A 24,023-nucleotide genomic window follows, 5' to 3' on the forward strand; every position below is an offset into this window, starting at 1 on the left:
CAAATTGGCTGGGATACCAGGATTTGAACCTGGGAATGCCAGGATCAAAACCTGGTGCCTTACCGCTTGGCGATATCCCAACTATAAATTTGTACAAGTTTTCGTTCTAGTTAAGAACATGGTGCGGAAGGAGAGACTTGAACTCTCACATCCTAAGATACTGGAACCTAAATCCAGCGCGTCTACCAATTCCGCCACTCCCGCATCACTAATTTGCTAATTTAAACTCTAAGCTAGAGCTATTCTTTAAGCAACTTTCCTTGGTAGAAGAAGTTGGCTGGGATACCAGGATTTGAACCTGGGAATGCCAGGATCAAAACCTGGTGCCTTACCGCTTGGCGATATCCCAACAAAGAATAATTGATAGTTTTATTTCTTATCAAGAAATGGTGCGGAAAGAGAGACTTGAACTCTCACAACCGAAGTTACTGGAACCTAAATCCAGCGCGTCTACCAATTCCGCCACTCCCGCATCGTTTGTGTAATAAAACACAGCTTGCAATTTTAAGCTCTTAGCTGAGCTATTCTTTAAACAACTTTCCTTGGTAGAAGAGGTTGGCTGGGATACCAGGATTTGAACCTGGGAATGCCAGGATCAAAACCTGGTGCCTTACCGCTTGGCGATATCCCAACAAAGAATAATTGATAGTTTTATTTCTTATCAAGAAATGGTGCGGAAAGAGAGACTTGAACTCTCACAACCGAAGTTACTGGAACCTAAATCCAGCGCGTCTACCAATTCCGCCACTCCCGCATTACTTTGTGTAATTAAACACTAGGTAGTTATTTTAAACTCTTCATTGAGCTGCAATTTAACTCTTGCAGAGCCATTTCTAAAAAAAGAAATGGTGGCTAAGACGGGATTTGAACCTGTGACCCCATCATTATGAGTGATGTGCTCTAACCAGCTGAGCTACTTAGCCATTGTTGGCTGGGATACCAGGATTTGAACCTGGGAATGCCAGGATCAAAACCTGGTGCCTTACCGCTTGGCGATATCCCAACAAAAACAATTGATAGTTTTAATTCTTATCAAGAATGGTGCGGAAAGAGAGACTTGAACTCTCACAACCGAAGTTACTGGAACCTAAATCCAGCGCGTCTACCAATTCCGCCACTCCCGCATTACTTTGTGTAATTAAACACTAGGTAGTTATTTTAAACTCTTCATTGAGTAACAAAAAAATAATGGTGGCTAAGACGGGATTTGAACCTGTGACCCCATCATTATGAGTGATGTGCTCTAACCAGCTGAGCTACTTAGCCATATTTTTTCGTTAGCACTTCATCGCTGAGTGCGGGGCGTATTATGCTGATATGGCCCAAATTCGTCAACACCTTTTTTGCAAAAAAACACTTAACTTGGTTTGTTTGCAGGAAAAGTAAGCTAAGCGGCTAAAATTTAGCATAAATGCTGTTTTTTTAGCTGCATTAAAAACACTAAACTTAAACTTATTCGCAGTTCTTTAATTTTTCTAAACAAATGCAGTTTTTAAAAAACTACAGCAGGTATTTAAAAAATAAAAAAGGCTCGTAAAAACGAGCCTTTAAAATCATCACCACACTAAATTTGGGTAATGTATATTTATACGTTGAACAAGAAGTTCATTACATCGCCGTCTTTTACAATGTACTCTTTACCTTCTTGGCGCATTTTACCGGCTTCTTTTGCGCCGCTCTCACCTTTAAAGGCAATAAAGTCGTCAAAAGCAATTGTTTGTGCGCGAATAAAGCCACGCTCAAAGTCGGTATGAATTTTACCTGCTGCTTGTGGCGCAGTTGCACCTACAGGAATAGTCCATGCGCGTACTTCTTTTACGCCTGCTGTAAAGTAGGTTTGTAATTGCAGTAATTCATAGCCACCACGAATAACAAGGTTAAGGCCAGGCTCTTCTAAACCAAGATCAGCCATAAACTCAAGCTTGTCTTCTTCATCTAGCTCAGAAAGCTCAGATTCAATAGCAGCGCATACAGGAACAACAATCGCATCTTCTGCAGCGGCTATAGCGCGTACAACATCAAGGTATGGGTTGTTTTCAAAACCATCTTCAGCAACGTTAGCAATATACATTGTTGGTTTGATAGTTAAAAAGTTAATAGAGCTGATAGCTGCTTTTTCTTCTTTAGTTAACTCTAAAGAACGTAATGTTAAGCCTTCATCAAGGTGTGCTTTTACTTTTTCAAGTACTGCATTTTGCTCTTTTGCGTCTTTATCGCCACCTTTAGCTTTTTTAGCATTACGGAACGATGCTTTTTCAGCACTGTCCATATCGGCAAGCACTAATTCAGTGTTTATAACGTCAATATCGTCAGCAGGGTCAATAGTTCCGGCTACGTGAATAATATTTTCATCTTTAAAACAGCGAACTACGTGACCAATGGCGTCAGTTTCACGAATATTAGCTAAAAATTGGTTACCAAGGCCTTCACCTTTAGATGCGCCTTTTACTAAACCGGCAATATCTACAAACTCCATACTTGTTGTAAGAATGCGCTGTGGGTTTACAATTTTAGCAAGTGCGTCTAGGCGAGGATCTGGCACTGGTACCACACCTGTATTAGGCTCAATGGTACAAAAAGGAAAGTTAGCGGCTTCAATACCCGCTTTTGTTAATGCATTAAAAAGTGTCGATTTACCAACATTAGGCAAGCCAACAATGCCACATTTAAAACCCATAGTAAGATACCTTGTTTAGATTCGTTTAAACGGCGAACTTGTACCCAAGTTACTAGGGTTTAAACGAATGTAGTCTGTTTTGTGCTTTTAACACACCATCTTTTGCAAGTATTTCCATGCAGCGTACCGCTTCATCAATGGCAGCATCCATTTTTTCTTGGTCTACTTTGGCCGCTTTTCCTAGCACCCAACCAGTTACCATTTCACGATGCCCCGGATGACCTACACCAATGCGCAAGCGCATAAAGTCTTTTTGATTTGCCATTTTTGCAATAATGTCTTTTAAGCCATTATGACCGCCGTGTCCGCCGCCTTTCTTTAATTTGGCAACGCCAGGTTCTAAGTCTAATTCATCGTGGGCAACTAAAATGCTTTCCACAGGAATTTTGAAAAAATTAGCTAAACTACCGACCGCTTTACCACTTAAGTTCATATAAGTAGTGGGGATCAATAATTTGAATTCTTGATCTTGAATAATCACTTTGCCTGTAAGGCCGTGATATTTAGGATCGTGTTTTAGAGTGCAGTTATAGCGTGCAGCGAGTTGCTCAATGAACCAAGCACCTGCATTGTGGCGTGTGTTTGCGTATTCGGGGCCTGGATTAGCCAGGCCCACAAGCATTTGAATAGAATTCAAGGTGTTAAGCCTTAAATATTATTCTGCAGCGTCTTCAGCTTCATCTTCAGTTGGAGCTGCTTTGTTAGCTTTAACAATTAGGATAGACTGATCGTGACCAGGACCTTTCGCTAAATCTATTGATGAAACGCCAGCTGGTAATGCAACATCAGAAATATGTAGAGAGTCGCCTGCAACTAATTTTGAAACATCTACTGTTACGAAATCAGGGATTGCTTTAGGGAAACAAGAAATTTCGATTTCAGTTAACTGACGAACAACAGTTGTACCAAGTTTTTCTACTACGTCTTCACCAACAAAGTGGATTGGAACAATAGTATGTAGCTTTTGGTTTGCATCGATACGTTGGAAATCAAGGTGTGTAACTTTAGGCTTGAAAGGGTGACGTTGAATATCTTTTAGGATAGTTTCAACAGACTCACCGCCAATGTTAAGTGTAAGAATTTGCGTGTAAAAACCTTCGCTTTCTTGTGCTTTAATCACATCTTTATGTTCTAAAGTGATTGAAGTAGCTTCTTTGTTTGCGCCGTAAACGATAGCAGGCACTTTGTCTTCGCGACGTAGGCGGCGGCTCGCACCAGTACCAGTTTGCTCGCGAAGTTCTGCGTTATATAAATAAGTTTTGTTTGACATAATAGTTTCCAATAATTAAAAGTATAGGGCCTTTGCGACCAAGGTCCCTAGCCAAAAGGCGCGCTATCATAACATCGCCCCCCAGCAAAATATATAACAGTTACGAAAAAAGCGCCAAAAGGCGCTTTTTAAAATTAAAGTTACTTAGCTTCGCTAAAGTAGGTCTTTAATTAATGCTCAAACATTGCTGAGATAGACTCTTCGTTACTAATACGACGAATAGTTTCTGCAAGCATGTCGGCAAGTGTAAGTACTTTAACAATATTAAGTGCTTTAAGCTCTGCAGACAGTGGAATAGAGTCAGTTACAATAACTTCGTCAATCACTGAATTACGCAAGTTTTCAGCCGCTTTTCCCGAAAGAATAGCGTGAGTAGCATATGCAAATACGCGCTTAGCACCGTGTTCTTTAAGTGCTTCAGCGGCTTTACATAATGTACCGCCGGTATCAATCATATCATCAACGATAATACAATCACGACCTTCAACGTCACCAATAATATGCATTACTTGAGAAACGTTTGCTTGTGGGCGACGTTTATCAATAATAGCTAAATCGGTATCGTTTAGTAGTTTTGCAATGGCACGCGCACGTACAACGCCACCAATATCTGGAGATACAACAACAACGTCGTCAAAATGACGTGCTTTCATATCTTCAAGTAAAACAGGGCTACCAAATACGTTATCTACAGGTACATCAAAGAAGCCTTGGATTTGCTCAGCGTGTAAATCAACCGTAAGAACGCGGTCAACACCTACACTAGATAAGAAATCGGCAACGACTTTAGCGGTAATGGGTACACGGGCAGAACGTACACGACGATCTTGACGAGCATAACCAAAATAAGGAATAACGGCAGTAATACGACCGGCAGATGCACGACGTAGAGCATCAACCATAACGATAAGTTCCATAAGGTTATCGTTTGTAGGGGCACAGGTTGATTGTAAGATGAAAACATCCGATCCACGAACATTCTCATTAATTTGAACACTGATCTCACCGTCGCTAAAACGGCCAACAACAGCATCGCCTAATTCAATATATAAACGTTTTGCAACTTTTTGAGCTAACTCAGGTGTTGCGTTACCAGCGAAGAGCTTCATGTCAGGCACGGTAGGGTTCCTCAGGCACTGAATTTTTGGACTAACAGGCAATAATTAAACCACTGCGTGTTAACTTATGACTACTTGTACGTTACTTCAATCAAATATGGCGGCTAACTCCGTATGAGCGGGAGAAGTATTAACGCTTGATGCGATAAACCCCTGCCAAGTATGGGGGAGATTAGCAAGTACATCTTGTGCTTGAACTTGCGTAGCAAATTCTACAAAACAACATGAACCTGTTCCGGTCATCTTTGATGGAGCGTATTTTAGCAACCACTGCAGGGTTTTTTCAACCTCGGGACACAGCTTTTTCACTAAAGATTCGCAATCGTTAGTTAAAATATGCTGTTGCCAGTCTCCTGAAATTTTTGGCGTGTCGCGTTTTAGTTCAGGATGAGTAAATATTTTAGCAGTACTTACATGTTGATTAGGGAAGACCACACAATACCACTTTCGCTCAAGCATTACTTGTTCTAATTGCTCACCAATCCCTTGCGCTATGGCGCTTTGACCATGTATAAATACGGGTACATCGGCACCTAGTTGTAAGCCTAAATGAGCTAATTCATCTAAACTGAGGGCTGTTTTCCACAACTTATTTAAGGCTAATAAGGTGCTGGCTGCGTCTGATGATCCACCGCCAACACCGCCGCCCATTGGCAAACGTTTAATTAAATTTATTTTCACGCCTTGCTTTATTTTGCACTGTGTTTGTAATAATAAAGCTGCTTTATAGATAAGGTTGTCGGTTGTGGCTATGCCATTTGTGTCGCCGGTAACAATAATTGCAGGTAAATCGCTTAACTCAAAACTAAGTTCGTCGCCATAATTTAAAAACGTAAACAGGGTTTCTAGTTCGTGGTAACCGTCATCTCGGTGCCCATTAATGTGCAAAAAAAGATTGAGCTTTGCTGGCGCAATAAGTGAAAATGAAGTGATATTATTCATGGTTAATTAAACTGCCAATCGTAGAGTTGAATTTTAATTTTAATTTTTTGATGGGTTAAGGTCAGTCTGCTAGGTAGCCAGTAACCGCTTTTTTGCACAAAACTAGCGTACTCAATTTGCCATTTTTTACCTGTACTATCAAACCACAATACGCTTTTAGCGCGGCCTAATTGATCAACCTTTAAAGTTTGGTCATCAATGGTGCCTTTTAACCAGCTGTCGGCGTTATTTACTGGTAAAGCAAAGCCGGTTAAACGTTTTAGTAATGCCGTTGCATTGGTGTCAAAATACTGCTCGCCATCATAGTTTAGCTCTGCCGTATTTGCAGTTTGTTTGAGTGACAATATACGTGTACCAATAAAAGTGGTGAGCACTAAATTATTGTTATTTTGGCTCTGTTGCCAGTTTAAGTTTGCAGATTGGCGCTCATCGGGGCTAATAAAAGCAAGTTTACCTTCTACTTGCCAAATACTTTGCTCGGCAAGATGTGTTTTCCAGTTTTCGTAAACCGTTGTTTCTAAATTGCTTTTTTGTGCACAACCAGCTAAAAACAAGAAAAACATAGCTAAAATAAAATATTGTCGAATCAAATGTTGCTCCTTACTTTCCATATTCCTGAGATTTTTGATAAAATTGCGGCCTTTAAAGTAGGGCTCATCAATATTTGGCAAATATGACCATAATCGCACTTGGTATTAATCACAAAACCGCTCCCGTAGAATTACGTGAAAAAGTGGCTTTTTCCCCTGAGCAAATTTCAGAGGCGCTACAGCAATTAAGTGGCCACGCCCATTTTAATGAGGCAGTGATTGTATCCACCTGTAATCGAACCGAAGTGTATTGTAGCCTTGCACAGCAAAATTCCCAAACACTGTTGCAGTGGTTATCTAGTTTCCATGGTTTGGATGAACATGAACTGAGTAAAAACATTTACTGCCATGAAGGTAGTGATGCTATAAATCACTTAATGCGCGTAGCCTGTGGCCTAGATTCACTCGTACTGGGCGAGCCGCAAATTTTGGGGCAAATAAAGCAAGCGTATAACAGTGCTAAAACCCATAATGCTGTGGGCGTGACGTTTGATAGATTATTTCAAAAAACGTTTTCTGTTGCTAAGCAAGTACGTACTGAAACCAACATAGGTGCTAGTGCAGTGTCGGTTGCTTATGCAGCGGTTAATTTAGCTAAACATATTTATGGCAAGCTCGATAAAACCAATGTGCTTCTCATTGGTGCCGGTGAAACAATTGAGCTAGTAGCCAGACATTTGTACCAAAATGAGCCGCAAAATATTACGGTTGCGAACAGAACCCTTGAGCGTGCACGTAGTTTAGCGGATCAAGTATCGGGTGATGTAATTGCACTTGCTCAACTACCTGAGCGTTTACATAAAGCCGATATTGTTATTAGTTCTACCGCCAGCACGTTGCCTATTATTGGTAAGGGTGTGGTGGAGCAAGCACTTAAACAGCGTCGTTATAAGCCTATGTTGTTTATTGATATTGCGGTTCCTCGCGATATTGAAAGCCAAGTAGGTGAACTTGACGATGCTTATTTATATTCTGTTGATGACTTACAAACCATTGTTAGCGAGAATATGAGTGCCAGAGAAGAAGCCGCTGAGCAGGCTGAAGTTATTATTACCGAGCGCACTAAAGAGTTTTTAATGTGGATACGCTCACTCGATTCGGTGGATTTAATTCGCCACTATCGAAACGATGTACAAACAATAAAGTCCGAACTTGTAGAGCGAGCTGTGAGTCAGCTAAATACAGGTAAAGATGCCGAAAAAGTTATTTTAGAGCTGGCCAATAAGTTAACCAATCGCTTAATGCACGCGCCTACCCGTGCTATTCAAGATGCAGCGAAAAAAGGTGAAGTGGCTCAGTTAAACCAATTGAAAAAAATGTTAGGTATTGATCAGGAATAGCAGTTAATGAAAGAATCCGTTTATCATAAGTTAGAAATCTTAGTTGAGCGTTATGAAGAAGTACAAGCGCTACTAAGCGACCCATCGGTCATTCGTGATCAAAACCGCTTTCGTGCGCTTTCAAAGGAATACTCAGATTTAGAAGAGGTAGTAAAAACGTTTTTAAGCTACCAACAAGCGCAACAAGATGTAATAAGCGCAGAAGAAATGCTGAAAGATTCAGACCCAGATATACGTGAAATGGCGCAAGAAGAATACAAAGAAGCTAAAGCACAAATACTGACCATAGAAGATGAAATTCAAGTATTAATGCTGCCAAAAGATCCTAAAGACAATAATAACGTGTATTTAGAAGTGCGAGCCGGCACCGGTGGCGACGAAGCGGCTATATTTGCCGGCGACTTATTTAGAATGTACAGCCGTTATGCCGAAACTAAAAAATGGAAAGTAGATGTGGTGACCACCAACGAAGGTGAGCACGGCGGCTATAAAGAAATAATTGCTAATATTAGTGGTGAAGGTGTTTTTGGTCAGCTGAAATTTGAATCTGGCGTGCATCGTGTACAACGTGTACCAGAAACCGAATCGCAAGGTCGAGTTCATACCTCGGCGTGTACGGTTGCGGTAATGGCTGAAGTACCAGAAGCTGAGGCAATTGAAATTAATTCGGCCGATCTTAAAGTTGATACATTTCGTGCATCAGGCGCGGGTGGTCAGCACGTAAATAAAACTGATTCTGCTATTCGTATTACCCATATACCTACCGGTGTGGTTGTAGAGTGTCAGGATCAGCGCTCGCAACATAAAAACCGTGCTAAAGCTATGTCGGTACTTGCAGCGCGTTTGCAACAAGCTGAAGACGAAAAACGCGATGCAGCAGAAGCCTCTGAGCGTCGTAACTTAGTCGGCAGTGGCGATCGCTCTGAGCGTATTCGTACTTATAACTATCCGCAAGGTCGTATTACCGATCACCGTATTAACTTAACCCTATATCGCTTAAACGAAGTGATAGCCGGTGATTTAAGCTGTATTGTAGAGCCATTAATGCAAGAGCATCAGGCCGACTTACTAGCGGCTATGGGCGACGAGTAATAATAGTGACCCAAACCCTCGAACAAGCAATTGCTGCAGGCGCTAATTTATTAGCACCTAGCAGCGAAAGCGCTAAATTAGACGCGCAAGTTTTACTACTGCATATATTGCAAAAACCTCACAGTTACCTTTTTACTTGGCCAGAAAGCACGCTTAGTACAGAGCAACAGCAGCAATTTGATACATTTTGCCAAAGGCGTTTAAATGGCGAGCCAGTTGCACATATTACAGGGCAACGTGAGTTTTGGAGTTTATCGCTAGAGGTTAATGCCACCACTTTAATACCGCGTCCAGATACCGAAACCTTAGTAGAGCAAGCGCTTGAAATAGCGGTGCCAAGTAATGCAAAGGTACTCGATTTAGGCACAGGCACTGGCGCAATCGCGTTAGCACTGGGGAGCGAAATGCCCGCTTGGCAAATTACCGCAGTAGATAGAGTAAGCGATGCTGTTGCACTTGCTACACGTAACCAGCAGCGATTAGCCATTAATAATGTGCAAGTAAAGCAAAGTAATTGGTTTAGCGCGCTTAATGGCGAAAAGTTTCATTTAATTGTATCTAATCCGCCGTATATAGAAACAACCGATATACATCTTAAGCAAGGTGATGTGCGCTTTGAACCGCTCTCAGCACTTGTTGCAGATGATGATGGACTGGCTGATATAAAACAAATAATTACCCAATCACGTGACTATCTTCACGCTAAAGGTTATCTTTTGATCGAACATGGTTTTGAGCAAAGTGGTGCGGTTAGCCAGTTTTTTGCACAAATGGGATTTATAAATATTAAAACAGTGAAAGACTTAGGCAATAACGATCGCGTTACACTTGCACAGTGCTCTTAAACTAAATTACAGCAGTGTAATATTTGCGCTGCTTATTCGTTTTTAAAAATAAAAACATTTAACTAAACAGAAGTATTAAAACTATGGATTATTTAGCAGTTAAACATTCACACATGGCGATTGCGATGTTGAGTGTAATTTTATTTTATGTACGCTCATTTTCACGTATGGGTAGTGGTAAGTTGGCAAAAAATAAACTGGTGTTTATTGGCAGCCACGGCATAGACACTTTGTTACTTGTGTCAGCATTAATGCTAATGGGGATCGCTAAAATTAATCCGTTTGAGCAATATTGGTTACTAGAAAAAATAGTGCTTGTGGTTATTTATATTGCCGTTGGTATTGTTAGCTCAAAACAAACAAAAATAGCACCAAAAGTAGCTTATACCATTTTTAATACTTTGGTTATTTTAGCTATCGGTTATTTAGCAACCGCTAAATCGGCACTGCTTTTATAAGTAATAAATAGTCCAATTGAGCTTTGTATAATTGTGTACAAAGCTCAACTATTTCTAAACATAAGTTCACATTCAAGCCCCTCTATATTGGTATCTAGCTTAAAAAGTAGGTAAACTACGCCTTCGTTTTCTAAAATGTTGTAGTATGAATGACCACCCTCGGGTTTGATGAACACGATGATTCTTATTTTGATGAAGCTTATGATGATTTTTTGCCACCGGCGATTTATCGTTGTATTCAAGCCGAATCTAAATGGGACCCTCAGATTGACTTAACGCCTAGCTATGAAATTTTAACTTCCTTTGAACAGGAAATAGATGCTTTGTGCCTGCAAACATCTGACGAACATGTGCGTTTAGATAAGCTATTAGATCGTTTTTATAGTGAATGGCTATTTAGTGCTTCTAGCTTAAAAGTGCCAGAGTACAAATTAAATTGCATAAGCTATACATTAACTATGCGCAGTGGTTCACCAACAACACTTGCTATTTTACTCAGCCACTTTTTACAACATGCCAAACTAGACGCTTGCGTAAGTATTACCCAAGGTGATATTGGTATACATGTAGCTATGAGTGATGAAGAAGGCTATACCATTGAGCCAAGCAGTGGCCAACAAAGCTGGTATATCATTCCTGAAAACGTTGATGAAGATAACGCCCAAGAGCAAGAGCCACTTGAGCTTATTTTTGACGACGAAGTATATAAATTATTTTTAGCCCAGCAAAAATGGTCATTTATTAGCGAAAATAAATTTGGTCATGCGTTAAACTGCGTCGAAATGCTGATGGATATAATTGGTGATGATCCTTATGAGCGACGTGACAGAGGGTATTTGCTCAATCAATTAGGCTGCCCTAAAATGGCACGTGACGATTTACAGTTTTTTGTAGACGAATGCCCAGACGATCCTGCAATAGAGATTATTCAACACCAAATAGAAGAACTAGAAGACAATAATAATAAAACTCACCATTAAAAAATAGGAATAACTATGGTTGAAGCCCAAACTGCATTAATTACTAACGATGCTGTGGTACTTGGTTTACTGGCTATTATTTTAGGGTTTGTGTTTAAAACCTCTAACAGCCAGCACCCAGGTTTTAAAGCATTTTATAAATATGTACCCGCTTTACTGTTGTGCTACTTTTTGCCCTCATTACTTAATACCTTTGGTATTGTTGATGGCAATAAATCAAACGTATATTACGTAGCCTCACGCTATTTACTACCAGCGTGTTTAATACTGCTGACTATAAGTATTGATTTAAAAGCCATTATAAACTTAGGCCCCAAAGCACTTATTATGTTTTTAACCGGTACTACTGGTATTGTTATTGGTGGCCCTTTAGCTATTTTGATTATGAGCGCAGTGTACCCAGAAGCAATTGGCGGACATGGCCCCGATGCCGTATGGCGCGGTATGACCACAGTAGCGGGTAGCTGGATTGGTGGCGGTGCTAACCAAGCATCAATGAAAGAAATGTTTGAAGTTGGCGGCGATATATTTTCGGCCATGGTGACGGTAGATGTCATTGTTGCTAACTTATGGATGGCCGTTTTATTATTAATGGCAGCTAATCATAAAGCCATTGATGCAAGAACAGGTGCCGATACCAGCGCAATTGAAGACCTTAAAAACCGGGTTGAAAAGTATCATGCTGAGCATGCGCGCATGCCAACGCTAAACGATTATATGATGATTATTGCCATTGCCTTTGGTATTACCGGCTTGGCACACTTTTGTGCTGACTTTTTAGGCCCTTACTTTGGTGCTAATTTCCCATGGGCACAAGAGTACAGCTTAAACAGTAAGTTTTTTTGGTTAATCGTGATCTCAACCACTATTGGTATTAGTTTATCGTTTACTAAAGTACGCCATATAGAATCGTTTGGCGCGTCGAAAGTTGCTTCTACATTTTTGTATATTTTGGTTGCATCAATCGGCTTACACATGAATATAACGGCGATTTTTGAAACACCAATGTATTTTGTAATTGGCATTATATGGATGCTTACCCATGCAAGCTTAATGTTAATTGTAGCTAAACTAATTAAAGCACCGTTATTTTATATGGCGGTAGGCTCACAAGCCAACGTAGGCGGCGCGGCATCTGCACCCGTTGTTGCTGCTGCGTTTCACCCGTCGCTTGCTCCTGTAGGTGTATTATTAGCGGTACTTGGCTATGGCGTAGGTACTTATATGGCTTATATTTGTGGATTAATGATGCAAGCAGTTGCACCATAAGGAATAAAAATGAACAACCAAATTATTAAAATTAATGACATAGAACTTGCGAACAACAAACCGTTTGTATTGTTTGGCGGTATTAATGTATTAGAGTCTCGTGATTTAGCCATGCGTGTTGCAGAGCATTACGTAGAAGTAACCACTAAATTAAATATCCCTTATGTATTTAAAGCGTCGTTTGATAAAGCTAATCGCTCATCAATCAACTCTTACCGCGGCCCTGGTTTAGACGAGGGTTTAAAAATATTTGAAGAAATTAAAAAAACATTTAATATTCCATTAATTACCGACGTACACGAACCACATCAAGCAGCACCTGTTGCTGAAGTAGTTGATGTTATTCAGTTACCGGCATTTTTAGCACGTCAAACAGATTTGGTTGTTGCTATGGCAAAAACCGGTGCAATTATAAATGTAAAAAAACCACAGTTTTTAGCCCCACACGAAATGCGCCATATTATTACTAAATTTAACGAAGCAGGTAATAACAACGTGGCACTGTGTGAGCGTGGTTCAAGCTTTGGATATAATAACTTAGTGGTTGATATGCTAGGCATGGACGACATGAAAGTTATGGCACCTGTTATTTTTGATGCTACCCATGCACTACAACGCCCAGGTGGCCGTGCAGATTCGGCTGATGGTCGTCGCGCTCAAGCAGCAGAGCTTGCCCGCAGTGGTATGGCACTTGGTATTGCGGGCTTATTTATAGAAGCACACCCCAATCCAAATGAAGCAAAATGCGATGGCCCATGTGCACTAGCATTGAGTAAATTAGAAGGCTACTTAACGCAAATGAAAGCCGTAGATGATTTAATTAAAAGCTTTGCACCGCTTGATACCAGTGCCAGCGATTTATAATTTATAACCTATATTAGGTAATATTTAAAAAGCGACTAAGGTCGCTTTTTTTACACCTTAAATATATAATTCCATGCATAAGAAAAACTAATTCAAAGCGTGGTTATCATGTCAAGACGGGTCCCTCCATTAAACGCGCTTAAAGCCTTTGAAGCAGCAGCACGTCATTTAAGTTTTACCAAAGCTGCTGAAGAGCTATATGTAACGCAAGCCGCTGTAAGTCATCAAATAAAAACATTAGAAGAACATTTAGGCTTAAAGCTATTTATACGCAGAAACCGCTCGCTATTATTAACCGAAGAAGGGCAGGGTTATTTTCTCGATATAAAAGAAATATTTACCCAACTAATAGACGCTACCGAAAAATTACTAGCACGGGGTGCAAAAGGCTCTTTAACGGTAAGTTTAACGCCAAGTTTTGCGATTCAGTGGTTAGTACCCAGATTAAGTTTATTTAATGAGTTACACCCAGAAATAGACGTGCGAATAAAAGCGCAAGATCAAGACGAAAACTCTTTAACCGACGATGTCGACGTCGCTATTTATTATGGCCGTGGGCATTGGAGTGGGGTGCAAACTTTTAAGTTACATACCGAGTATTTAGTGCCGCTATGTAGCCCGCTATTATTAAATGGCATTAAGCCACTTAATCAACCCAGTGATTTAGCGCACCATACCTTATTGCACGACACCACACGTAAAAATTGGAAAACATGGATGAAAACCGCCGGTGTACGTAATGTGCAAGTTAACCAAGGGCCTATTTTTAGTCACTCATCTATGGTGTTACAAGCCGCAGTGCATGGCCAAGGTGTTGCTATAGGTAATAGTGTACTCGCTAAGCCCGATATTGACGCCGGACGATTAGTGATCCCGTTTAATCATAGTTTAGAGAGTAAAAACGCTTATTATTTAGTGCTGCGCGAGTCGCAAACAGAAATGGGTAAAATAGTGTCATTTAAAGAATGGATGCTGAGCTTAGTAGAGCAAGAACAAGAGTATTAATATGATTAAATGGTTTAAAAGTACACAGCAGCCAGCTATAGCACAGTTTATTTTTGCCCATGGTGCAGGGGCAGGTAGCGACCATGAGTTTATGCAAAATATGGCACAACTCATTAGTGAGCAAGGGATTGATGTTGGCTTATTTGATTTTGAATATATGCAAATAGCGAAACAAACCAATAAACGCCGCCCACCCGATCGCGCGCCCAAATTGCTTAGCTACTATGAGCAAATACTTAGCCATGCACAGCCAGGGTTGCCGTTATTTATTGGTGGTAAATCTATGGGGGGGCGAATGGCGTCAATGCTTGCCTGTACTAGCGAGCATGCTATTTTAGGTGTATTAGCGTTTGGTTATCCGTTTCATCCGCCAGGCAAGCCTGAAAAACTACGCACCGATCACTTTGCTGATATAGGCTGCCCATTTTTAGTATTACAAGGTGAGCGCGATACGTTTGGTACTCGTGAGGAGCTAGCTACTATGTTAATGCCCAAGCAACCAGAATATTGCTGGTTACCCGATGGCGACCACTCACTAAAACCGCGTAAAAAAAGTGGCGTTAGTGAGGCGCAAAATCGAGCAACTGCAGTGCAAAGTGCTGTACGCTTTATAAATAAGTATTCGAGAGAGTAATAAATGATTAAATTATTTTTAATGACCGGGAGCTTTTTTTGTATGCTGTCGGTAATGCTAGGGGCGTTTGCCGCTCACGGTTTAAAAAGCCGACTGTCGGAGTACTCATTAGGTGTGTTTAAAACCGCGGCCGAGTACCAAATGGTGCATGGATTAGCGCTAATAGCTGTGGCGGTGTTAATTAAGTGGGGTATAAACCTCAATTGGGCTGGCGGTTTTTTTATTGCGGGCACACTGCTTTTTAGTGGCAGTTTATACTTACTTGCCATAACAGGCATGAAGTGGCTAGGCCCAATAACCCCATTGGGTGGTTTATGCTTTATTATTGGTTGGATTGTTATTTTAGTGCAAGTTGCACGATTTAAGTTTTAAAGGGTTAATATGTCTAGTGTTGTGATTTACTGTCGTAGTGGGTTTGAAAACGATGCCGCTGCTGAAATAACGTTCCACGCTGCCGAGCAAGGTTTTGCCGGTTATGTTAAAGCAAAGCCAAATACCGGTTATGTTATTTATGAGTGTTTTGACGCGCAGCATGGCGACGAAATAATTAAAAAAGTTGATTTTAAAAACATGGTGTTTGCTCGTCAATGGTTTGCCGGTACGCTGATCGAAAACATGCCAGTAGAAGATCGTGTAGGGGCCGTTGTAGAGGCTGCTAAAGATTTTACCTTGTGCTCTGAGCTACGTGTAGAAACCCCCGATACCAATGAGGGAAAAGAGCTTTTAACCTTTTGTAAAAAAATATCAACACCCCTTAAAAAAGCCCTCGAAAAACGTAATATTGTACTGCGCGAGCCAAAAGCAAACCGCCCAGTAATGCATGTACTGTTTTTAACTAACAACACCGCTTATGTGGGTTACTCGTATAGCTTTAATAACTCGCCATTTTTTATGGGTATTTTGCGTTTACGTATGCCAAGCGATGCACCAAGCCGCTCTACTTTAAAATTAGATGAAGCATTTAATGTGTTTATTCCAGAACAACAACGCGAGTCACGCGTTGCAGCCGGAATGCGCAGTGTTGACTTAGGGGCGTGCCCAGGTGGCTGGACTTATCAGTTAGTACGCCGCGGTATGTTTGTAAGCGCGATAGATAATGGCCCAATGAACGACGATTTAATGCAAACAGGGCAGGTAAAACATTTTAGAGCCGATGGTTTTAAATATCGCCCAGAAAAACGCAACATTACTTGGTTAGTATGCGACATGGTAGAAAAGCCAACTAAAGTAACCAGCCTAATGATTGACTGGGCAGTAAATGCATATGCTAAAGAGCTTATTTTTAACTTAAAGCTGCCAATGAAAAAACGCTTTGATAGTGTTTACGAGTGCTTAAGCATGATCAGAGCTGAACTGGAAAAATACGGTATAAGCTACGAGTTACAAGCTAAGCATTTATATCATGATCGCGAGGAAGTGACCGTGCATTTAAATGTGACCAAAGTGCCACAAAGCTTATATAGCTAATGATGAATTAGTAAATAACCTGAGTTTAGGTTAAATAAAAAATGGGTCAAGCGACCCATTTTTTATGACATATTATTGATTTCGGTATTGGCTGCGAAAGTTATCAACCCATAATTTGGTGCCACCACAAACAGCAACAGGCATTACAATTAAATTTACCAACGGAATGGCTGTTAGCAACATTACTGCAAAACCAAACCCGTACGATAAACCTTGCTTGCTTTGTAAATCGGCTTTCATTTGCTTAAAGCTGATTTTATGATTATCGAACGCGTAATCTTGGTATTGCACGGCAAACATCCAACACGAAAAAAGCACCCACAGTATTTGCCCTATAACCGGTAACACCCATAACAATATAAAAAAGCCAATGGCGCGGGGAAGGTAATAGCAAAGTTTTGTCCACTCTCGGCCAAGCATGCGTGGTACATCTTTTAATAACTCAGCCAAGCCATCATCATTAATTTTTTGACCTGTTAAATGCAACTCAACTTTTTCACTGAGTAACCCATTAAAAGGCGCGGCAATAAAGTTTGTGATCACAGTAAATAACATACTGTAGCTAAACAGCACTATTAACAGGGCAATGGGCCACATTAACCACTCAAGCCAGCTTAACCACTCGGGCAGCATATTATTTATGTAGCTAAAACTGTCGCTTAACCAGCCAAATAAAAAAAACAACGAGCTACCAAAAAGTAAAATATTAATTAACAGCGGAATAAACACAAAACGCTTTAATCCTTTTTGAGTAATTAATTTAAACCCCGAAAAAAAATACTCCATACCTTGTATGATCTGCACAACTACCTCAAAAAATATTTTTCATTTGCACTAGTATAAATAGCTGAGTAATTTTAAACAGTATTTTTAGGTAACAAAGTGTTTAAGTAAAATAATAACAACGGCCAGCTTACTACTTTATTCATCCTGCTTAATAAATAATATTTAGTTTATAAGCCTATATATTGGCGCTATGGCGTAACTAAATGCTAACTTAGCTTGATTTTTGGGCAGTGCAAAGCGTACTATAGCTGATTTAGCCACTCTAGGCTTAAGCATCGCTTTGATGCATTGTGGAGAAATTAGTAAAGTTGCCGCGTCAGTGCGTTGCAAAAATAAAGGGTATAAATAGTGATGTACAAAAATCAGGAAGTAATTTTACGATTGCGCGCTAATATTCCAGCGTTTGAATGTGTAAAAGGATGCCACGACTGCTGCGGGCCAGTAACAACGTCTTCAGAGGAAATGTCGCGTTTACCTGTAAAAACGGATGCCGAGCATGAAGCGGCATTAAACGAGTTCAATTGTGTACATCTTGGCCCCAATGGCTGTACTGTATATGACGAGCGGCCATTAATTTGTCGTTTATTTGGTACTACACCAAGAATGCCTTGCCCAAATGATCGTCGACCAAATGAGCCAGTTGACCCTAAAATTGAGCGTGAAGTACATCACTTTATAGCAAACACGCGTCAAGTATTAGTGTAAGTATTGGTATTTATTAAAGTAATTAAGCGCTTATTCAGCGCTTTTTTTATGTGTGTTATACGCGTTATTAATAATTTAAAAACCATCAATAAGTTTATTCTAAACACTGCCCTAGTTATTTTTACAAAAAATGCTATCAATACATATTAAATATATTGCGAGATTAATAATGCATTTGACTATTAATATACTTAGCCTTATGCAGCTTGTTTTACAGCTACACTTTTGCATCTCTCTATTTATATTACGATTTCTGTTTGCCTAGTTCCTTCAAAATTGTTGTTTTATATTTGTTTATTATTAAAAATAGCTGTAAGCAAGGCTTTGCTATTGTGTAAATTCACTATTAATAATTAGAGTACCGTTGGATTAGGTTGCTGAAAAGGGTAAAATATTCACAAATTGGCAGTTAAGATATTTGTTATGGCATTTTCTAAACTCGAAATAAAGCAAGATCAATAGATAATTTAACCTTTTGATTAGCGTCGCTTCATGGTGAAATTTCGTATTTAGGGTGGGTGTTGTGGTATGTCGCTATGTCGGTAACTAAAAATCCATCAGGAGACGATAAATGAGTACCACTGGAGTAACAAAACAACATGAAGATGAGCATTCATCTACAACAAAGTATTTGGCAGGGGTTGATATACCGGTATTTTTAATCAGTGGTGGCATTCTTGTGCTATTTGCTGTGCTAGCACTTTATGATATTGATTTGATGTCGGGTTGGATCAATACCGCTTTTGCTTTTTCTACTAAAACGTTTGGTGCCTTTTGGCAAATATTATTGCTTTCGACCTTTATAATTGGGTTGTTTTTAGCCTTTGGACGTACTGGGAAAGTGGTATTAGGTGGCTTAAAAAAGCCAGAAATTACTACCTTTAAGTGGATCAGCATTATTATGTGTACACTCCTTGCTGGTGGCGGGGTGTTTTGGGCTGCTGCTGAGCCAATGGCACATTTTATTTCGCCGCCGCCAATTTTTGGTGGTGAGTCAGGCACTAAAGAGGCTGCATTTAATGCTTTAGCGCAAAGCTTTATGCATTGGGGATTTTTAGCCTGGGCTATTTTAGGCAGCCTGACTGGCATAGTGTATATGCATTTACATTACGAAAAAGGTTTACCACTTAAGCCGCGTACTTTGTTGTATCCGGTATTTGGCGATCGCGTAATGAAAGGCACATTTGGTGCTATTGTCGATTCGTGTTGTGTTATAGCTGTAGTAGCAGGCACGGTAGGCCCTATTGGCTTTTTAGGCTTGCAAGTAAGTTTTGGTTTAGAAAAACTATTTGGTATTCCAGATACTTATACCACTCAAGTGGCCATTTTATTTAGTTTAATTGCAATTTATACTCTATCTGCCGTAAGTGGTGTTACTAAAGGGATTCAATTACTCAGTCGCTTTAATGTAATTTTAGCCGTGGCGTTAATGCTGTTTATTTTGCTGATGGGGCCTACAGCCTTTATTTTTGATAGCTATATTCATTCGTTTGGGCTTTATATTAATAACTTTATTCCTATGGCCACTTTTCGTGCCGATACCGCTTGGTTAGACTGGTGGACAGTATTTTTTTGGGGCTGGTTTTTAGGTTATGGACCTTTAATGGCTATGTTTGTTGCACGAATTTCGCGCGGCCGTACTATTCGTGAAATGATCACGCTTATTTCAATAATTGCCCCTGTTATTACTTGTTTTTGGTTTACGATAGTAGGTGGTTCAGGAATATTTTTTGAGTTAGCAAACCCGGGTGTTATTTCAGAACCCTTTGCGGGCTTAAATTTACCTGCTGCACTGTTGGCCATTACTGAGCAGCTGCCTATGGGCTTTGTTATATCGGTATTGTTTTTAATTTTAACCACAATATTTGTAGCAACCACAGGTGACTCTATGACCTACTCGGTGTCTATGGTAATGACGGGTAACGATCATCCGCAAACATCCATTAGAGTGTTTTGGGGCATTATGATGGGGGTTATGGCAGCAATATTAATTTCGATAGGTTCAGGTGGTATTTCTGCACTGCAGTCGTTTATTGTAGTAACTGCCGTACCTGTATCTTTTGTGTTGTTACCATCACTTTGGACGGCCCCACAAATTGCGAAAAAAATGGCTACTGAGCAAGGTTTATAAGCAATAGACGTTAAAGCTAAATAAAGGATTGATTGCCCAACGAGAGGCAATCAATCTTATTTACAGGTTAGCGCCCCCCTGCATCGAGTCTAGAGCGATCGGTGTTTTCTACCAAGACTCCCGCACCGAGATAATTTATTTTTAGCCAAATATCTTCGTCAATTTCGATCCCATGATTAACTGAGTGATTTTTGTTTTTTTCAATTTTTTCAGCGCTAATCATATGACTGTCATCACTTTGAAGTGAAGTAGTTAAATCGACCCTTGAACTACAAATAATGGTTAACGCTTGCTTGTCATCATCAGTGGTTATTAAGTTGGTTACACCGCTGCTATAGCTAGGATAACGTCTACCCGAAAGAATAGCTGCAGTATGTTCGGTAATTATATCGCTGCCATTTTTCCAATAAGCCGCAGTACTGATCCCTCTGCGACCTCGGTCGGTCAATGCTTTTAGTACAAACATTCTGTTATGACAGTTATGCACAGTTACGGTTGCAATACCTGTTTCGAGTGCTTTTGCATGGGCCAGATCTACTGCTGCAGCAATACAATTTAGTGCACTACGATTGTGCGCATCAATAATTGCAGAAGTGCTATCTTCATAAATTACATTACTTAGCGGCTTGTCAGCATCATCACAAAGGTATGGCAGCGCCTGGCGTAATTCTTTTAAGCCATTTAAACCATGTTTTTCTAACCACAACACCATGTTTGCAGCATCTTCATAGTTACCAACAAAATAGCCACTAGCTTCAAAACACCTACGTAGCGAGGCTTTAAGTTCATTCATAGAAATATTCACAAAGAATCTCCTTATTGTTTTGGTGTTAATGGCATAAACCAGTCATCAATAAATGGTTTACCAATGTCTTCAAGTAATGGTGCGCCTTGAAACATGGTATTTCTTACCCATAATCGAGATCGAGGATCAAATTTACTCACGCCAAAAAAAGCAAGTTTACAGCGCAGTAAATGTATAGGTAACACATCGCGATCGAGTAAGTTGGCCTGGATATCACCATATACACTGCGGTTCATGCTTTGAATACGCCTTACAATACCGCGTAACTTAGGGTGAGCTACCATAAAGCGCGCAGTAATGTGCTCCGGGTTGTTTACTATATATTCAACCAGCATGTTATAGCATTTGCGCACCGCGTAACCTACGGCAAGCGCCATCGCTTTCTTTTTACCTTCTACGTCGGCAATACTACCGAGGCGAGGTTCCATTTTCTCTTCTGAGCGATACCAATAAGTTTCTTTAGCGCCCTCAGCGTCAAAGTCTATAGCCAGCGCCCAATCATAACGTTGTTCAATAACTGCTTTTAACTGCTGTAATGGCATAAGTGGATCTAAATCTAAAAACTCATCGGAACAGTGAAAGTCTTCAAGCTCATCAACTAAATCCGGATAAATTTCTAACATAATAGAAACTAACATTTCCTGACCTTGTAAAGAGCAGTGTTGTTCACTATAAGCAATTAACTCATCCCAACTATTAAAGCCGCCAGTAACCAGTGCTTTAAGTTTTTGCATGTCTTGGACGACAATTTTGTTTAGAGCTGTTTGCGATGCATCTTCAGTAATGGTTTCATGTGTGTACTGAACGGCACGGGTTATTAACTCAACCGTTAATTGTTGAGTATAAGCAGTAATTGCACCCAGTGCTCTGATACGAGCTAGTGCGAGTTCTCGCATAGATATCCACTGGTTTATGAGTAGTGGATGATTTACTAAATAGGGTGCCATGCCTAGCCCGGTAGAATTACCAATGCCAAAATAACGTTTAATATCATGGCGCATAGGGGTAAATGTGGCAGCATTACGGTGGCGGGCAATATGCTCTACTTGCAGTAAACTAAAGTTACGTAGCATAAAACAAACAAACATCTCACTGGCAAATGGGCGTGCAAAGTCAGGAAATTTTTGTTGAACTTTTTCCCAATCAGCCATACCCAATTTACCACTGCCATAAACAGCAGTAGTGCGATACAAATAGCCTACTTCTGCTATTTTTGCTACTTCGGGTTGCTTACCGCTGGCTAGTTGCTCAACCACATAATCAAAGTTACGGGCACTGCGGTTAGCACGCGATAACACAAAAACCCGCGAGTCAACGCGTCCGGCTTCTTGTTTTGGTACATTTTGCTTTAACTGGACAACATATTCTGGGGTCACTTGGCCTTCAACTAACGCCATAGTTAAATCCCACTTTGTAGCAATTACGCGATCATTACGCTCTTCTGACAGTAGCTGTTCAGAAAAAAGTACAAAACTAAAGAATCCATCGGGTGCTTGTACTTCATAAACAACCGTACCAAATCCTTGTTCATTTAGATCTAAAGTGGCAAGTTCAATTTTCCAACGCTCGCGAAAAATTCGACGTACCAAAGTGCGCATAAAGCTTAGGCGGCTTTGATGTAAAGAGCCTAACCTTTCTAGTTTCATAACTTGACTGGCAGGGCGCAGTGGCAGTGCGTTGTCGCCCCAAAGTGAAGCGTGAATATCGGCATGTTTAGTCATGTTAATGATCTCATATTATACCGTTTGAGTACGTTTGATTGATCACACGTTGCGCGTAACTGGGATTAAGTGTTAACCAATTTAAATGGTATAAATAATGTGTACTCAAAGTGGTGCTATTTTACTGGTGGCGCCATTTTTGACCAATAGCTGGAATTAGCACAAGTCAAAAAAGTCTATCTATCGATAAGTAAAACTTATTGTTGCGGACTGTTTTTTGATTCTATTGAAGTATTTATATATTAAAATTGTTTTAAATGTAACTTAATAACGTTAGTTAGCGTGTTTCTTGTTGTTTGTTTTGTTAAGTTGAATTTAGTGATCATCTAGTTAAAAAGTTAATCACTATCGCAAAGCATATTAGGTTTGTAACTCATTATACGTGCTCTGGGGCACTATTGTTGCTCAGCCCCGTGCTTTAAAATAAAGTCAGTTAACGCTTGTGCCGCTGGGGCAAGTGACTTGTTTTTAAGTTGTACTATGCCTATTTCGCGCACCACATGCGGGGTTTTTAATGGAATAAAACACAAGGTGTTGTTGTGTTGCGGAAAAGCAAAACGCGGTAATGTGGTTATACCCATTCCAGTTTCTAGCATGGCTATAAGCGATAGCATATTTGAAATATAAAACTGCGAGTTTTCGAGTAGCGGCTCAGCAGCTGTTTTTTTAAGTAAGCGCGAAGTGCCATTACTTATAAATCGCTGTTGTTGTAGATCCTGCCAGTGTAGTTCTTGCACGTGTGTAAGAGGGTTATCTTTATGACAAACAACACCTATTTCATCCTGCCATATAGGGGTAAACAGTACATTATCGTGTTCATGACCAGGTGTAAGACTGGCAATTCCTAAATCAACTTGTTGTTTTTCGACTTTTTTTAATACTGTTTCAGAATTATCATCATAAAGACTAATGTGTAACTCAGGAAGATCTGCCACAAATTTAGATAATAAGTTAGGCAGTAATCTACAGCCGATGGAGGGCACAGATGCAAGGCGTAAATGGCCCGTTTTATTTTGGCGCATTAATACCATATCTTGAGAAATACTGTCGTGATGGGCAATCAGCTCTTTTGCTTTGGGCAAAAAGTTTCTACCAAATGGTGTAAGCTCAGTCATAGTACTTTTCGTACTTCGCTTTTCAAAAACATCGGCACCTAATTTATTTTCAAGGTCACGAATCGATAAAGAGATTGCCGGCTGTGTACGACATGCCTTTTGCGCAGCGTAATGAAATCCTTTTAATTCAGCAACCCAGACGAAATGTCGTAGCTGGGTAATTTTAAATTCAGGTAGCACGATAAGTTTTCCTTATCAAAATATATTAA

General features: G+C 40.1%; 23 protein-coding genes and 10 tRNA genes. 13 read left to right on the plus strand and 20 right to left on the minus strand.

Annotated features, from left to right (window positions below; translation table 11 throughout):
* Positions 1-5 precede the first annotated feature (5 nt).
* The 16 genes from PTRA_RS05265 to lolB all read right to left on the minus strand — a co-directional run bounded on the left by PTRA_RS05265 (position 6) and on the right by lolB (position 6,597).
* Positions 6-80: transfer RNA gene (locus PTRA_RS05265), tRNA-Gln, on the minus strand.
* 39 nt (positions 81-119) lie between these two features.
* Positions 120-204 (minus strand) — tRNA-Leu (locus PTRA_RS05270).
* 70 nt (positions 205-274) lie between these two features.
* A tRNA-Gln gene (locus tag PTRA_RS05275) sits at positions 275-349 on the minus strand.
* Between the two features lie 38 nt (positions 350-387).
* Positions 388-472: transfer RNA gene (locus PTRA_RS05280), tRNA-Leu, on the minus strand.
* Positions 473-556: 84 nt separating this feature from the next.
* Positions 557-631: transfer RNA gene (locus PTRA_RS05285), tRNA-Gln, on the minus strand.
* A 38-nt stretch (positions 632-669) separates the two neighbouring features.
* Positions 670-754, minus strand: a tRNA-Leu gene (locus tag PTRA_RS05290).
* Between the two features lie 92 nt (positions 755-846).
* A tRNA-Met gene (locus tag PTRA_RS05295) sits at positions 847-923 on the minus strand.
* 5 nt (positions 924-928) lie between these two features.
* Positions 929-1,003 (minus strand) — tRNA-Gln (locus PTRA_RS05300).
* Positions 1,004-1,039: 36 nt separating this feature from the next.
* Positions 1,040-1,124: transfer RNA gene (locus PTRA_RS05305), tRNA-Leu, on the minus strand.
* A gap of 65 nt (positions 1,125-1,189) precedes the next feature.
* Positions 1,190-1,266: transfer RNA gene (locus tag PTRA_RS05310), tRNA-Met, on the minus strand.
* Positions 1,267-1,585: 319 nt separating this feature from the next.
* Positions 1,586-2,677 (minus strand): redox-regulated ATPase YchF, encoded by a 1,092-nt coding sequence (ychF, locus tag PTRA_RS05315; protein ID WP_058372951.1) that lies wholly within the window; start codon positions 2,675-2,677, stop codon positions 1,586-1,588.
* Positions 2,678-2,729: 52 nt separating this feature from the next.
* Positions 2,730-3,314 (minus strand): aminoacyl-tRNA hydrolase, encoded by a 585-nt coding sequence (gene pth / locus PTRA_RS05320; RefSeq protein WP_058372952.1) that lies wholly within the window; start codon positions 3,312-3,314, stop codon positions 2,730-2,732.
* 18 nt (positions 3,315-3,332) lie between these two features.
* Positions 3,333-3,947, minus strand: coding sequence for a 50S ribosomal protein L25/general stress protein Ctc (locus tag PTRA_RS05325; RefSeq protein WP_058372953.1), 615 nt, complete (start codon positions 3,945-3,947; stop codon positions 3,333-3,335).
* 170 nt (positions 3,948-4,117) lie between these two features.
* Positions 4,118-5,065, minus strand: coding sequence for a ribose-phosphate pyrophosphokinase (locus PTRA_RS05330; RefSeq protein ID WP_058372954.1), 948 nt, complete (start codon positions 5,063-5,065; stop codon positions 4,118-4,120).
* Positions 5,066-5,152: 87 nt separating this feature from the next.
* Positions 5,153-6,007 (minus strand): 4-(cytidine 5'-diphospho)-2-C-methyl-D-erythritol kinase, encoded by an 855-nt coding sequence (gene ispE / locus PTRA_RS05335; RefSeq protein WP_058372955.1) that lies wholly within the window; start codon positions 6,005-6,007, stop codon positions 5,153-5,155.
* A 2-nt stretch (positions 6,008-6,009) separates the two neighbouring features.
* Entirely contained in the window at positions 6,010-6,597 is a 588-nt protein-coding gene (gene lolB, locus PTRA_RS05340) for a lipoprotein insertase outer membrane protein LolB (RefSeq protein WP_058374532.1), read from the minus strand.
* An 83-nt stretch (positions 6,598-6,680) separates the two neighbouring features.
* Between lolB and hemA the strand changes: the two genes are divergently transcribed.
* From hemA to rlmM, 11 genes are all read left to right on the plus strand, one after another.
* Positions 6,681-7,937 carry a glutamyl-tRNA reductase gene (gene hemA, locus PTRA_RS05345; protein ID WP_058372956.1) on the plus strand — a complete coding sequence of 419 codons (1,257 nt, stop codon included), beginning with the start codon at positions 6,681-6,683 and terminating at the stop codon, positions 7,935-7,937.
* 6 nt (positions 7,938-7,943) lie between these two features.
* Positions 7,944-9,029 (plus strand): peptide chain release factor 1, encoded by a 1,086-nt coding sequence (prfA, locus tag PTRA_RS05350; RefSeq protein WP_058372957.1) that lies wholly within the window; start codon positions 7,944-7,946, stop codon positions 9,027-9,029.
* 5 nt (positions 9,030-9,034) lie between these two features.
* Positions 9,035-9,874, plus strand: coding sequence for a peptide chain release factor N(5)-glutamine methyltransferase (gene prmC / locus PTRA_RS05355; protein WP_058372958.1), 840 nt, complete (start codon positions 9,035-9,037; stop codon positions 9,872-9,874).
* Between the two features lie 83 nt (positions 9,875-9,957).
* Positions 9,958-10,332 carry a SirB2 family protein gene (locus tag PTRA_RS05360; protein ID WP_058372959.1) on the plus strand — a complete coding sequence of 125 codons (375 nt, stop codon included), beginning with the start codon at positions 9,958-9,960 and terminating at the stop codon, positions 10,330-10,332.
* A 149-nt stretch (positions 10,333-10,481) separates the two neighbouring features.
* Positions 10,482-11,312, plus strand: a complete 831-nt coding sequence (locus PTRA_RS05365; protein WP_011327747.1) for a tetratricopeptide repeat protein — start codon at positions 10,482-10,484, stop codon at positions 11,310-11,312.
* A 15-nt stretch (positions 11,313-11,327) separates the two neighbouring features.
* Positions 11,328-12,581 carry a DUF819 family protein gene (locus PTRA_RS05370; RefSeq protein WP_011327748.1) on the plus strand — a complete coding sequence of 418 codons (1,254 nt, stop codon included), beginning with the start codon at positions 11,328-11,330 and terminating at the stop codon, positions 12,579-12,581.
* Positions 12,582-12,590: 9 nt separating this feature from the next.
* Positions 12,591-13,445: a 3-deoxy-8-phosphooctulonate synthase gene (gene kdsA / locus PTRA_RS05375; protein ID WP_011327749.1), complete on the plus strand. Its 855-nt coding sequence runs from the start codon at positions 12,591-12,593 to the stop codon at positions 13,443-13,445.
* Positions 13,446-13,553: 108 nt separating this feature from the next.
* The gene (locus PTRA_RS05380; RefSeq protein WP_058372960.1) at positions 13,554-14,450 is read left to right on the plus strand and encodes a transcriptional regulator GcvA; all 897 of its coding nucleotides are present in this window, start codon (positions 13,554-13,556) and stop codon (positions 14,448-14,450) included.
* A 1-nt stretch (position 14,451) separates the two neighbouring features.
* Positions 14,452-15,084, plus strand: a complete 633-nt coding sequence (locus PTRA_RS05385) for an alpha/beta family hydrolase (protein ID WP_058372961.1) — start codon at positions 14,452-14,454, stop codon at positions 15,082-15,084.
* 3 nt (positions 15,085-15,087) lie between these two features.
* Positions 15,088-15,456, plus strand: a complete 369-nt coding sequence (locus PTRA_RS05390; protein ID WP_041454382.1) for a DUF423 domain-containing protein — start codon at positions 15,088-15,090, stop codon at positions 15,454-15,456.
* Between the two features lie 9 nt (positions 15,457-15,465).
* Positions 15,466-16,551, plus strand: coding sequence for a 23S rRNA (cytidine(2498)-2'-O)-methyltransferase RlmM (gene rlmM / locus PTRA_RS05395; protein ID WP_011327753.1), 1,086 nt, complete (start codon positions 15,466-15,468; stop codon positions 16,549-16,551).
* Between the two features lie 72 nt (positions 16,552-16,623).
* On the opposite strand, the gene cysZ is transcribed toward rlmM, so the two are convergent.
* Positions 16,624-17,337, minus strand: coding sequence for a sulfate transporter CysZ (cysZ, locus tag PTRA_RS05400; protein ID WP_208855529.1), 714 nt, complete (start codon positions 17,335-17,337; stop codon positions 16,624-16,626).
* Positions 17,338-17,688: 351 nt separating this feature from the next.
* On the opposite strand from cysZ, the gene PTRA_RS05405 reads away from it, so the two are divergent.
* Both PTRA_RS05405 and PTRA_RS05410 read left to right on the plus strand, forming a co-directional pair.
* Entirely contained in the window at positions 17,689-18,042 is a 354-nt protein-coding gene (locus tag PTRA_RS05405; RefSeq protein WP_058372963.1) for a YkgJ family cysteine cluster protein, read from the plus strand.
* Positions 18,043-18,613: 571 nt separating this feature from the next.
* Positions 18,614-20,173 (plus strand): BCCT family transporter, encoded by a 1,560-nt coding sequence (locus PTRA_RS05410; protein ID WP_058372964.1) that lies wholly within the window; start codon positions 18,614-18,616, stop codon positions 20,171-20,173.
* Between the two features lie 67 nt (positions 20,174-20,240).
* On the opposite strand, the gene PTRA_RS05415 is transcribed toward PTRA_RS05410, so the two are convergent.
* From PTRA_RS05415 to PTRA_RS05425, 3 genes are all read right to left on the minus strand, one after another.
* Positions 20,241-20,978 carry a DUF3726 domain-containing protein gene (locus tag PTRA_RS05415; protein WP_058372965.1) on the minus strand — a complete coding sequence of 246 codons (738 nt, stop codon included), beginning with the start codon at positions 20,976-20,978 and terminating at the stop codon, positions 20,241-20,243.
* An 11-nt stretch (positions 20,979-20,989) separates the two neighbouring features.
* The gene (locus PTRA_RS05420) at positions 20,990-22,699 is read right to left on the minus strand and encodes a hypothetical protein (protein WP_058372966.1); all 1,710 of its coding nucleotides are present in this window, start codon (positions 22,697-22,699) and stop codon (positions 20,990-20,992) included.
* A gap of 395 nt (positions 22,700-23,094) precedes the next feature.
* The gene (locus PTRA_RS05425) at positions 23,095-23,994 is read right to left on the minus strand and encodes a LysR family transcriptional regulator (RefSeq protein ID WP_058372967.1); all 900 of its coding nucleotides are present in this window, start codon (positions 23,992-23,994) and stop codon (positions 23,095-23,097) included.
* Positions 23,995-24,023 lie beyond the last annotated feature (29 nt).

Source organism: Pseudoalteromonas translucida KMM 520, from assembly GCF_001465295.1.
Taxonomy (GTDB): domain Bacteria; phylum Pseudomonadota; class Gammaproteobacteria; order Enterobacterales; family Alteromonadaceae; genus Pseudoalteromonas; species Pseudoalteromonas translucida.

Bases quoted from the DNA above. Each gene is read 5' to 3' on its own strand.
- ychF (WP_058372951.1), bottom strand. From the start codon at position 2,677: ATGGGTTTTAAATGTGGCATTGTTGGCTTGCCTAATGTTGGTAAATCG.
- PTRA_RS05325 (WP_058372953.1), bottom strand. From the start codon at position 3,947: ATGTCAAACAAAACTTATTTATATAACGCAGAACTTCGCGAGCAAACT.
- ispE (WP_058372955.1), bottom strand. From the start codon at position 6,007: ATGAATAATATCACTTCATTTTCACTTATTGCGCCAGCAAAGCTCAAT.
- hemA (WP_058372956.1), top strand. From the start codon at position 6,681: ATGACCATAATCGCACTTGGTATTAATCACAAAACCGCTCCCGTAGAA.
- prfA (WP_058372957.1), top strand. From the start codon at position 7,944: ATGAAAGAATCCGTTTATCATAAGTTAGAAATCTTAGTTGAGCGTTAT.
- PTRA_RS05360 (WP_058372959.1), top strand. From the start codon at position 9,958: ATGGATTATTTAGCAGTTAAACATTCACACATGGCGATTGCGATGTTG.
- PTRA_RS05365 (WP_011327747.1), top strand. From the start codon at position 10,482: ATGACCACCCTCGGGTTTGATGAACACGATGATTCTTATTTTGATGAA.
- PTRA_RS05370 (WP_011327748.1), top strand. From the start codon at position 11,328: ATGGTTGAAGCCCAAACTGCATTAATTACTAACGATGCTGTGGTACTT.
- kdsA (WP_011327749.1), top strand. From the start codon at position 12,591: ATGAACAACCAAATTATTAAAATTAATGACATAGAACTTGCGAACAAC.
- PTRA_RS05380 (WP_058372960.1), top strand. From the start codon at position 13,554: ATGTCAAGACGGGTCCCTCCATTAAACGCGCTTAAAGCCTTTGAAGCA.
- PTRA_RS05385 (WP_058372961.1), top strand. From the start codon at position 14,452: ATGATTAAATGGTTTAAAAGTACACAGCAGCCAGCTATAGCACAGTTT.
- PTRA_RS05390 (WP_041454382.1), top strand. From the start codon at position 15,088: ATGATTAAATTATTTTTAATGACCGGGAGCTTTTTTTGTATGCTGTCG.
- rlmM (WP_011327753.1), top strand. From the start codon at position 15,466: ATGTCTAGTGTTGTGATTTACTGTCGTAGTGGGTTTGAAAACGATGCC.
- cysZ (WP_208855529.1), bottom strand. From the start codon at position 17,337: ATGGAGTATTTTTTTTCGGGGTTTAAATTAATTACTCAAAAAGGATTA.
- PTRA_RS05405 (WP_058372963.1), top strand. From the start codon at position 17,689: ATGTACAAAAATCAGGAAGTAATTTTACGATTGCGCGCTAATATTCCA.
- PTRA_RS05410 (WP_058372964.1), top strand. From the start codon at position 18,614: ATGAGTACCACTGGAGTAACAAAACAACATGAAGATGAGCATTCATCT.
- PTRA_RS05420 (WP_058372966.1), bottom strand. From the start codon at position 22,699: ATGACTAAACATGCCGATATTCACGCTTCACTTTGGGGCGACAACGCA.